At 74.2% G+C, this 9923-nt stretch carries 7 protein-coding genes; 5 read left to right on the top strand and 2 right to left on the bottom strand.

Annotated features, from left to right (window positions below; translation table 11 throughout):
* Positions 1 to 91 precede the first annotated feature (91 nt).
* Together truA and selD are read left to right on the top strand one after the other, a co-directional pair.
* Positions 92 to 877, top strand: coding sequence for a tRNA pseudouridine(38-40) synthase TruA (truA, locus tag ACTS11_RS03840; protein ID WP_442639022.1), 786 nt, complete (start codon positions 92 to 94; stop codon positions 875 to 877).
* Entirely contained in the window at positions 874 to 3039 is a 2166-nt protein-coding gene (gene selD / locus ACTS11_RS03835) for a selenide, water dikinase SelD (protein WP_442639021.1), read from the top strand. Before truA ends, selD begins: the two co-directional genes overlap by 4 nt.
* 3 nt (positions 3040 to 3042) lie before the next feature.
* Here the strand turns inward: selD and ACTS11_RS03830 are convergent, their stop codons facing one another.
* Entirely contained in the window at positions 3043 to 3474 is a 432-nt protein-coding gene (locus ACTS11_RS03830) for an Lrp/AsnC family transcriptional regulator (RefSeq protein WP_442639020.1), read from the bottom strand.
* 127 nt (positions 3475 to 3601) lie between these two features.
* Between ACTS11_RS03830 and ACTS11_RS03825 the strand changes: the two genes are divergently transcribed.
* The 3 genes from ACTS11_RS03825 (at position 3602) to ACTS11_RS03815 (ending at position 8233) form a co-directional block, all read left to right on the top strand.
* Positions 3602 to 4744, top strand: a complete 1143-nt coding sequence (locus ACTS11_RS03825) for a type III PLP-dependent enzyme (RefSeq protein ID WP_442639019.1) — start codon at positions 3602 to 3604, stop codon at positions 4742 to 4744.
* An 80-nt stretch (positions 4745 to 4824) separates the two neighbouring features.
* Positions 4825 to 7125, top strand: a complete 2301-nt coding sequence (locus ACTS11_RS03820) for a xanthine dehydrogenase family protein molybdopterin-binding subunit (protein WP_442639018.1) — start codon at positions 4825 to 4827, stop codon at positions 7123 to 7125.
* Entirely contained in the window at positions 7112 to 8233 is a 1122-nt protein-coding gene (locus ACTS11_RS03815) for a DUF2235 domain-containing protein (protein ID WP_442639017.1), read from the top strand. Before ACTS11_RS03820 ends, ACTS11_RS03815 begins: the two co-directional genes overlap by 14 nt.
* Here the strand turns inward: ACTS11_RS03815 and hrpB are convergent.
* Positions 8187 to 9923: ATP-dependent helicase HrpB (gene hrpB, locus ACTS11_RS03810; protein WP_442639016.1), on the bottom strand; the 1737-nt coding region annotated here is incomplete at its 5' end. The genes ACTS11_RS03815 and hrpB overlap by 47 nt on opposite strands.

Below are 9923 nucleotides of genomic sequence, written 5' to 3'. Positions count from 1 at the left end.
CGCGCGGATGCGCGAAGGGCGTATTTGGAGAAAGATGAATGGCAGGGGTGACGCATTGCCCGGGGCGGCGGGATGGGTTAGCCGGACGCCCATGCCGCGCCATGCCCTGAAGCTCGAATACGACGGACGCCCCTTCGCGGGCTGGCAGCGGCAGGCCGACGAGCCCTCGGTTCAGGGCGCGCTGGAGGCGGCGCTGGCGGCGCTCGAGCCGGACGTGCCGTCGGTCGCGGCGGCGGGACGGACGGATGCGGGGGTGCATGCGACCGGGCAGGTGGCGCAGGCGGATCTCGCGAGGGACTGGGCGCCGTTCCGGCTGGCCGAGGCGCTGAACTGGCACCTGAAGCCGCGCCCCGTGGCCGTCGTCGCCTGCGCGGTGGCGCCCGAGGGCTGGCACGCGCGCTTCTCGGCGGTGGAGCGGCGCTACACCTACCGGGTGATTTGCCGCCGCGCGCCGCTCGTGCATGACGCGGGGCGGGCCTGGCCGGTGCGCGGCGCGCTCGACGTCGGCGCGATGCGGGAGGCGGCGGCGCACCTGGTCGGACGGCACGACTTCACCACGTTCCGCGCCTCGATCTGCCAGGCGAAGAGCCCGGTGAAGACGCTCGACAGGCTGGAGATCGAGGAGGTGGCGCTGCCGAACGGGCGGGAGATCCGCTTCCATCTGGCGGCGCGGTCCTTCCTGCACAACCAGGTGCGCTCGATCGTCGGCACGCTGGAGCGGGTCGGCGCAGGGGCCTGGGCGCCCGTCCGCGTGGCCGAGGCGCTCGCGGCCGCGAACCGCGCGGAGTGCGGGCCGGTGGCGCCGCCCGACGGATTGTTCCTGACCGGCGTCGGCTACGACGACGACCCCTTCGCGGGCGGATGGAGCGAGGCATGATCGAGGCGCCGATCGTCCGCGAGGTGCTGCTGGTGGGGGGCGGGCACGCGCACGCGCTCGTCCTCCGGCGCTGGGGGATGCGGCCCGTGCCGGGGGCGCGGCTGACGCTGGTGAACCCGGGGCCGAGCGCGCCCTACACGGGGATGCTGCCCGGATACGTGGCGGGGCATTACGGGCGCGAGGCGCTGGAGATCGACCTCGTGCGGCTGGCGCGTTTCGCGGGCGCGCGTTTCGTCGAGGGGCGGGCGGTGGCGCTCGATCCGGGGGTGCGGGAGGTGACGCTCGGCTCGGGGCGGCGGCTCGGCTACGACATCCTGTCGCTCGACATCGGCATCACCTCGGACATGCCGGAGCTGCCGGGCTTCGCCGGACACGGGCTGGCCGCCAAGCCGCTCGGGCGCTTCGCCGACCGCTGGGCGGAGGTGGTGCGGGGGCGCGGCGAGATCTCCGTCGCGGTCCTCGGGGGCGGCGTGGCGGGGGCGGAGCTCGCCATGGCCTGCGCCCACCGGCTGCGCGGGCTCGGGCGGGCGGGCGCGGTCTCGCTGGTGGACCGGGGGCGCATCCTCGCGGGCGTGGCGCCCGCGGCGCGGCGGCGGCTGATGGCGGCGCTGGCGGGCCGGGGGATCGCCTGCATCGAGCACGACGCGCCCGCCGAAGTGGGCCCGGACCACGTGCGCCTGGACAGCGGGCGGCGGCTGGCGGCGGACGTGACCATCGGCGCGGCGGGCGCGTGGCCGCAGGACTGGCTCGCCCGATCGGGGCTCGAGACGCGGGACGGCTACGTGGTGACGGACGGCTCGCTGCGCTCCGTCAGCGACCCGCGCATCTACGCCGCGGGGGACTGCGCGCATTTCGCGCCCGACCCGCGGCCCAAGGTGGGCGTCTACGCGGTCCGCGCGGCGCCGGTCCTCGCGCACAACATCGCCGCCGATCTGACCGGGCGGCAGCGGCGTCTCTTCCGCCCGCAGCGGGATTTCCTGAAGCTCGTCTCCATCGGCGAGAGGAGCGCCGTGGCCGAGCGGGGCGGCGTCGCGCTTGCCGGTCCCGCCCTCTGGCGCTGGAAGGACCGGATCGACGCCCGCTTCATGGAGCGGTTCCGCGACCTGCCGGCGATGGCGCGGCCACCCGCTCCGAAAGGGGCCGCGAAGGGCGTGGCGGCCGAACTGGCGGGCCCCGCGCCCTGCGGCGGGTGCGGGGCGAAGCTGGGGTCCGGCGCGCTTTCGGGGGTGATCGCGGGGCTGGGCGGCGCGGCGCGCGACGACGCCGAACGCCTGCCGGGCGACGACGCGGCGCTCCTGAGGTTCGGGGACGCGCGGCAGGTCGTCTCGACCGACCATATCCGCGCCTTCGCGCTCGACCCGGCGCTGGTGGCGCGGGTGGCGGCGATCCACGCGCTCGGCGATGTCTGGGCGATGGGCGCCGTGCCGCAGGCCGCGCTCGCCACCGTCATCCTGCCGCGGATGGAGGCGCGGCTCCAGGGCCGCTGGCTCGAGGAGGTGATGGGCGCGGCGGCGGATGTCTTCGCCGCGGAGGGGGCGGCGGTGCTCGGCGGGCATTCCTCGGCGGGGGCGGAGCTGACGGTGGGGTTCACCGTGACCGGCCTCCTCGAGGGCGCGGCGGTGACGCTGCAGGGGGCCCGGCCGGGCGACGCGCTGATCCTGACGAAGGCGCTGGGCTCGGGCGCGGTCCTCGCCGCCGAGATGCAGGCGGCCGCGCGGGGGGAGGATGTCGTCGCCGCCTGGGAGGCGATGTGCGCTCCGCAGGGGGCGGCGGCGCGCCTCCTCGCGCCGGAGGCGCGGGCGATGACGGACGTGACGGGCTTCGGCCTCGCCGGGCACCTTTGGAACATCTGCGCGGCCTCGGGGACGGGGGCCCGGGTGGCGCTGGATGCGCTGCCGCTCCTGCCCGGGGCGGAGGCGCTTGCGGCGCGGGGCATCCGCTCGACGCTCGAGCCGCAGAACCGGTCGGCGCTGGCCGCCGTGGCGACGGTGCCCGGGACGCCCCGGGGCGCGCTGGTCTTCGACCCGCAGACGGCGGGCGGGCTTCTGGCGGCGGTGCCTGCGGGGCGGGCCGAGGCGCTGGTCGCGGCGCTCCGCGAGGCGGGCTTCCCGGCGGCACGGATCGGGGAGATGACCGATACCGGCGTGCTGGACTTCGCCTGAGGGCTAGAGGCTGCGGTCGAGCTTGGTCGAGAGGTGGATGAGGCTTTCCGAGCCCCTGACGCCGTCGATGCCGCCGATCCGGTCGAGCACGGCGTCGAGGGCGGAGGTCGTCTCCGCCGCCACTTCCAGCAGGAGATCGACACGGCCGGAGGTGGTGTGGATGCGCTCCACCGCGTCGATGGCGCGCAGGCGGGACAGGACGCCCGCCTGCGCCCTCGGCTCGATCGTCAGGAGGACCGAGGCGCGGATGCGCCCGGCGCGCGCGGCGGCGCCGAGGCGGAGCGTGTAGCCCGCGATCACGCCGGTGGTCTCCAGCCGCTCGAGCCGCGCCTGTAGGGTCGAGCGCGCCACCCCGAGGCGGCGGGACATCACCGACACGGACAGGCGCGCATCGCCCGCCAGCAGCCTCAGGATCGCCTGGTCGGTCTCGTCCATACAGCGGATTGCCCGTGATCTCGTCAATTTCGCTACGGAATACCACGGATCAACCAAACTGACCAATGAAACCGCCGGAAAGCCGCGTCATCCTGAAGTGGCGAGCAGTTCAACCGGAGGAAGCGCGATGACCGTGACCCGGGCCCTACACGTCACGCCCATGAGCTACCTGGTGGCGGAGGCGCCGGACGATCCCGTGCTCTTCCTCTCGCCCGAGGTCTTGCAGGAAACGGCCCGCCGCTTCGTGGCGGAGTTCCCCGGCCTCGTCACCTACGCGGTCAAGGCGAACCCGGCGGAGGTCGTGCTCGACAATCTCGGCCGGGCGGGGATCGGGGCCTTCGACGTGGCGTCGCCCGCCGAGATCGCGCTGGTGCGCAGCCGGATGCCGGAGGCGGTGCTGCACTACAACAACCCCGTGCGCTCGGTGGCCGAGATCGCGATGGCGCGGGAGGCGGGCGTGGCGAGCTGGTCGGTGGACGCGCCGGGCGAGCTGGAGAAGCTGGCCGCCGCCGGTCTGCCCGAGGGCACCGAGGTCGCGGTGCGCTTCAAGCTGCCGGTGGCGGGCGCGGCCTACGATTTCGGGTCGAAGTTCGGCGCGGCGCCGGAGGCGGCGGTCGCGCTCCTGTCGCGCGCCGCGAAGGCGGGCTTCGCGCCGGCGCTGACCTTCCACCCCGGCACGCAATGCACCGACCCCGCCGCCTGGTCCTCCTACATCGCCGAGGCGGCGCGGATCGCGGCGGCGGCGGGCGTGACGCTCGCGCGGCTCAACGTCGGCGGCGGCTTCCCCTCGCGCCGGATGCGGGCCGAGGCGCCGCCGCTCGGGGCGATCTTCGACGGCATCGCGGAGGCCACGCGCGTGGCGTTCGGCGCCTCGGCCCCCGCGCTCCTCTGCGAGCCGGGGCGCGCGCTGGCGGCCGAGGCGGTCTCGCTCGCGCTCCGGGTCAAGTCGCTGCGGGACGCGGGCCATGTCTACCTCAACGACGGCATCTACGGTGCGCTCGCGGAACAGCCGCTGATGGGCATGACCGACCGGATCGAGGTTATTTCGCCCGAGGGCCGCGCGCGGCGGGGCGTGCCCGCGCCCCGCACCCTCTGGGGGCCGACCTGCGACAGCCTGGACCGCATCCCGGGCGAGGTGCCGATGCCCGCCGATCTGGCCGAGGGCGACTACCTCCTCCTGCACGGCATGGGGGCCTATTCTACCGCGACCGTGACGCGCTTCAACGGCTATGGCGGCCTGCGTCTGGCCACCGTCCGGAGGCTCGGCTGAGCCATGTTCGCACTGGACACCGACGCCCCCGAGCCTAAGGTCCCGACCTGACGGACAGCGTGCACAGAGGGATGCGGGACATGACGAAATTCGGCTCCAGCCAACCGGTGAAACGCCTCGAGGACACCCGCTTCCTGACCGGGCGCGGGCGCTACATCGACGACACCGTGCCCGAGAACAGCCTGCGGTGCTTCGTCCTGCGCAGCCCGGTCGCGCACGGGCGGCTGACCGCGCTCCATGTCGAGGACGCGCGCGAGGCGCCCGGCGTCGTCGCGGTCTACACCGCCGCCGACCTGGCCGAGCGGGGCTTGCGCAATTCCATGAAGGGCTCGACCGTGCCGAACCGCGACGGTACCAAGGGGGCCGCCCCCGTGCGCCCGATCCTCGCCGAAGGCCGCGTCCGCCACGTCGGCGAGCCCTTGGCCTTCGTCGTGGCCGAGACGCTGGCCGAGGCGCGGGACGCCGCCGAACTCATCGTCTTCGACATCGACGACCTGCCCGTGAAGCTCGACATCGCGCCGGGCGGCGAGACGCTGCACGAGGCGGCGCCCGGCAACGTCGCCTACGACTGGGCCCATGGCGACGAGGAGGCGACGGAGGCGGCGCTGAAGGCCTCGGCCCACGTCGTGACGCTGACGACCCACGACAACCGGGTGATCGTCAACAGCCTCGAGCCGCGCGGATGCTTCGCCGAGGTCGAGAACGGGCGGCTCCACGTCGCGATCAACGGGCAGGGCGTCTGGGGCCACAAGGACGACCTCGTGGCCTGGTTCCGCCTGTCCGAGGCGGACGTGCGAGTGACGAACCCCGACGTCGGCGGCGGCTTCGGAATGAAGTCGATGCGCTATCCCGAGCATTTCCTCGTGGCCCTCGCCGCGCGCGAGACGGGACGCCCCGTCCACTGGATCGGCGAGCGGACCGAGTCCATGCTCTCCGACAACGCGGGCCGCGACCTCGACGTGACCTGCACGCTCGGGTTCGACGCGGATTACCGGCTCACCGCCTACAAGGTCGACAGCCTGTCGAACCTCGGGGCCTACAACTCGCAGTTCGGGCAGAACATCCAGTCCGCGCTCTTCGCCAAGGTCCTGACCGGGACCTACGACATCCAGAAGGTGTTCTTCCGCAACCGCGGCATCTACACCAACACCACGCAGGTCGACGCCTACCGCGGCGCGGGCCGGCCCGAGGCGATCTACGCGCTCGAGCGTGCCATGGACTTCGCCGCCCGCGAGCTGGGGGTCGATCCCCTCGATCTCCGCCGCCGCAACTTCATCAAGCCGGGGCAGTTTCCCTACAAGTCCGCAACGGGCGAGCTCTACGACGTGGGCAACTTCCCCAAGCTGCTCGATCGCGCCGCGCGGGAGGCGGACCTCGCGGGCTTCGAGACCCGGCGCGGGGCGTCCCATGCGCAGGGCAGGCTGCGCGGGCTCGGGGTCTGCTACTACATCGAGTCGATCCTCGGCGATCCCGACGAGACGGCGACGATCGAGCTGACCGAGACGGGCGCCCGTGTCTATGTCGGCACGCAGTCGAACGGGCAGGGCCACGAGACGGTCTTCGCCCAGCTTCTCCACGACCAGACGGGCCTGCCGCTCGAAACGATCGAGGTCGTGCAGGGCGACAGCGACCTCATCAAGACCGGCGGCGGCACGGGCGGATCACGCTCGGTCACGGTGCAGGGAATGGCGATGCGCTCGGCGGGCGACGCGCTTATCTCGGGTCTGACGGCCTTTCTCGAGGGCGAGATGGACACGAGGGACATGAGCTTCGACGCGGAGGAAGGCGTGTTCCGCGCGCCCGGCTCGAACGTCGTCGTCACGCTGCTGGAGGCTGCGGGCCGCGCGCGCGCCGTGGGCAAGGCCGACCTCGCCCGGGTCACCAAACACGAGAAGCTGCCGGGCCGCTCCTACCCCAACGGCTGCCACGTCGCCGAGGTGGAGATCGACCGCGAGACCGGCGACACCCGCGTCGTCCGCTACACGGTCGTGGACGATTTCGGCAACCTGATGAACCCGATGCTGGCCGAGGGGCAGGTCCATGGCGGCGTCGCGCAGGGCATCGGCCAGGCGATCACCGAGCGCGTGGTCTACGACGAGAACGGGCAGCTGCTGACCGCGACCTTCATGGACTACGGGATGCCGCGCGCCGAGGACATGCCCTTCGTCGCCTTCCACACCGAACCCGTCCCCTCGATCATGAACCCGCTCGGCATGAAGGGCTGCGGCGAGGCGGGGACGGTCGGCGCGCTGGCCGCTGTCGCGAACGCGGTGCAGGACGCGCTCTGGCCGCTGGGCCTCAGGCAGGTGGACATGCCCTTCACGCCGTCGCGCGTCTGGGCGATGCTGAACGAGGGAGACGGGAGGATTGCGGCGGAGTAGCGGTCTCTGGACCCGGCTCGCCGGGTATCGCTCGCGCCCGCCGCGGCTGCCGCAGGTGCGGCCCGCCCATGTCCATGTCGTTCTCCTCGACGGCACCATGTCCTCGCTCCGGCCCGGCTGCGAGACCAATATCGGGCTGACCTACCGCCTCCTGTCGGAACTGCCCGACAGCGCCAACGTCACCGTCTACTACGAGCCCGGCATCCAGTGGCGGGGCATCCGCCGCGCGCACGAGGTCATGGCCGGCATCGGCATCAACCGGCAGATCCGCCGGGCCTACCTGTTCCTCGCGCGGAACTACCGGCCTGGCGACCGGATCGTGCTCATGGGCTATTCGCGCGGGGCCTATGCCGTCCGCTCGCTCGCCGGGCTGATCGACAAGATGGGCCTCCTGCGCGAGGCGCAGATCGACGAGGAGACGCTCGACCGGGTCTATCGCCTCTACCGCGAGGCGCCCGACAGCGCGGCGGCGAAGGCGCTCAAGGCGGCGCGCTGCCATGCCTACCCGGCGGTGAACTTTCTCGGCGTCTACGACACGGTGCGCGCGCTCGGCATCCGCTGGCCGGTGCTCTGGCGTTTCATGCCGCTGCCGCACCCCTACCATTCGCACGCCCTCGGCCCCTCGACGCGCGTGGCGCAGCACGCGCTCGCCATCGACGAGACGCGCGACGTCTACGAGCCCGTGCTCTGGGACGTGCCGGAGGAGAAGGCGGCCTCGGGCGACGTGCAGCAGGTGTGGTTCCGGGGCTCCCACGGCGACGTGGGCGGGCACCTCGAGGGCTACCGCCCCGCGCGCCCGCTGTCGAACGTGGCCCTCGTCTGGATGCTGGGCGAGGCCGAGGCGGCGGGCCTGCCGCTGCCGCCGCTCTGGCGGTCGCGCTACGTGACCGATCCCGACGCGCCCACCGTGGGCACGCTGCGGGGTTACGGACGGCTCTTCGTCTTCCGGCACGCGCGGAAGGTCGGGCTCGACCCGTCCGAGCGCATCCATCCGACCGCGCGCGGTGCTGCGGCGGCGCGCGGCATCGGGCTCGGGGGCAGGCCGGCGGCACCGACGTGGCTCAGGTTCCTCTCGGTTTCGCGCGGAGCGTCGGGTCCGCGACCGTAGGATCCTCGGGCCAGACGTGGCGGGGGTAGCGCGCGCGCATGTCCTTGCGCACATCGGCATAGGACCCGGTCCAGAACCCGGGGAGGTCCGTCGTCACCTGGATCGGGCGCTGGGCGGGCGACAGGAGCACGAGGCGGATCGGCTGCCGCGACGGTCCCACCACCGGATGCGTCGTCTCGCCGAGAACCTCCTGTAGCCGCACCGCGATCTCGGGCACGTCGCCGCCGTAGTCGATGGCGAGCCTGCGCCCCAGCGGCGTCTCCCAGTGTTCCGGGGCGAGGCGGTCGATCTCGGCCATCCCCTCCCAGCCGACCCAGGCGCGGAGCGCGTCGTGCGGGTCGAAGCGCCCGAGGCCGCCCGCGTCGCGGATGCCGGAGAGGAACGGCACCGCCCAGTCCTCCAGCGCTGCGAGGAGGCCCGCGTCCGTCACGTCCGCAACGCCCGCGAAGCCGATCCGCGCCCGGAGAAGCCGCGCCCGCCGGCTCCAGCCGAGCGCGTCGAGGCCGAGGGCGCGGATGCCCTCGGCGAGCGCCGCCGCCACCTCCTCCGCCGGGGGATCGCTCCAGGGACGCTCGGCCAGCACCAGCGCGCCGAAGGTCTCCTCCTGCCGCGCCTCGACGCGCGCCGTCCGCCGCGACCAGCGGCAGGTGCGCCGCCAGGCGATGCGGTCGGGGTAGAGCGCGCGCAGCTCGTCCTCCGACAGGGCCGCCGCCGCCCGCACGCGCGCCTCGCGCCGGTCGCCGTCGAGGTCGGTCGCGACGATCAGGCGCGCGCGGCCCAGCGGGTCGCCCTCGGGCAGGACGGCGCCCGTGCCCCCCGAGAGGAGGTAGCGCGGCGCCTCGCCCGGACGGCGGAGGCCGACGCGGTCGGGATAGGCGAGGGCCGCCTGCGCGCCGGGCGACAGCGCCTCGCCCGCCTCGTGGCGCTTCAGGTGCTTGGCCTCCTCGCGGATGCGCGCGACCGCTGCAGCGTCCGCGCCGCGCGGATCGTCGAGCGCCCGGAGCCTGAGCGCGAGGTCCACGCCCTGTCCGCGCAGGGGATCGCGCTCGGACAGGAGGGCCGCGAGCCGCGCCGCGCCCGGGCCCCCGCGCCGGAGAAGGTGGCCGAGACGCGGATGCAGCGGCAGGCGCACGAGATCGCGGCCATGCGCCGTGATGCGCCCGCCCGCGTCGAGCGCGCCGAGATCGGCCAGCAGCGCCCGCGCCTCGGCCAGCGCGGCCTCGGGCGGCGGCGTTAGGAAGCGCAGCCCCTCCGCACCGCCCCATTGCGCGAGTTCGAGGGCCAGCCCCGCGAGGTCGGCGGCCTCGATCTCGGCGGGGGGGAAGGCGGGCAGCGCCCCCTCCTGCCCGCGCGTCCAGAGGCGGTAGCATGTGCCCTCGGCCACGCGGCCCGCGCGGCCCCGCCTCTGGTCGGCCTCGGCGCGCGAGACGGGCTCGGTCACGAGGCGGCTCATGCCGGTACCGGGATCGTGGCGCGCGCGGCGGGCGCGGCCTCCGTCCACGACGATGCGCACGTCCTCGATGGTCAGCGAGGTCTCGGCGATGGAGGTCGCGAGCACCAGCTTCCGCCCCGCCGCCTCGGGCCGGACCGCCGCACGCTGCTCGGTGAAGGGCAGCGCGCCGTAGAGCGGGCGGAGATGCACGTCCGGCGCCATGCGCGGGGTCAACAGGGACGCGACGCGCCGGATCTC

Origin of the sequence: Roseicyclus sp., from assembly GCF_052168335.1 — a bacterium.
Classification (GTDB): Bacteria; Pseudomonadota; Alphaproteobacteria; order Rhodobacterales; family Rhodobacteraceae; genus Roseibacterium.
This window is presented reverse-complemented; position numbering and strand designations above follow the sequence as displayed.

What these genes read in the sequence shown, in the direction of transcription:
- truA (WP_442639022.1), top strand. Translation starts at nt 92, where the DNA reads ATGCCGCGCCATGCCCTGAAGCTCGAATACGACGGACGCCCCTTCGCG.
- selD (WP_442639021.1), top strand. Translation starts at nt 874, where the DNA reads ATGATCGAGGCGCCGATCGTCCGCGAGGTGCTGCTGGTGGGGGGCGGG.
- ACTS11_RS03830 (WP_442639020.1), bottom strand. Translation starts at nt 3,474, where the DNA reads ATGGACGAGACCGACCAGGCGATCCTGAGGCTGCTGGCGGGCGATGCG.
- ACTS11_RS03825 (WP_442639019.1), top strand. Translation starts at nt 3,602, where the DNA reads ATGACCGTGACCCGGGCCCTACACGTCACGCCCATGAGCTACCTGGTG.
- ACTS11_RS03820 (WP_442639018.1), top strand. Translation starts at nt 4,825, where the DNA reads ATGACGAAATTCGGCTCCAGCCAACCGGTGAAACGCCTCGAGGACACC.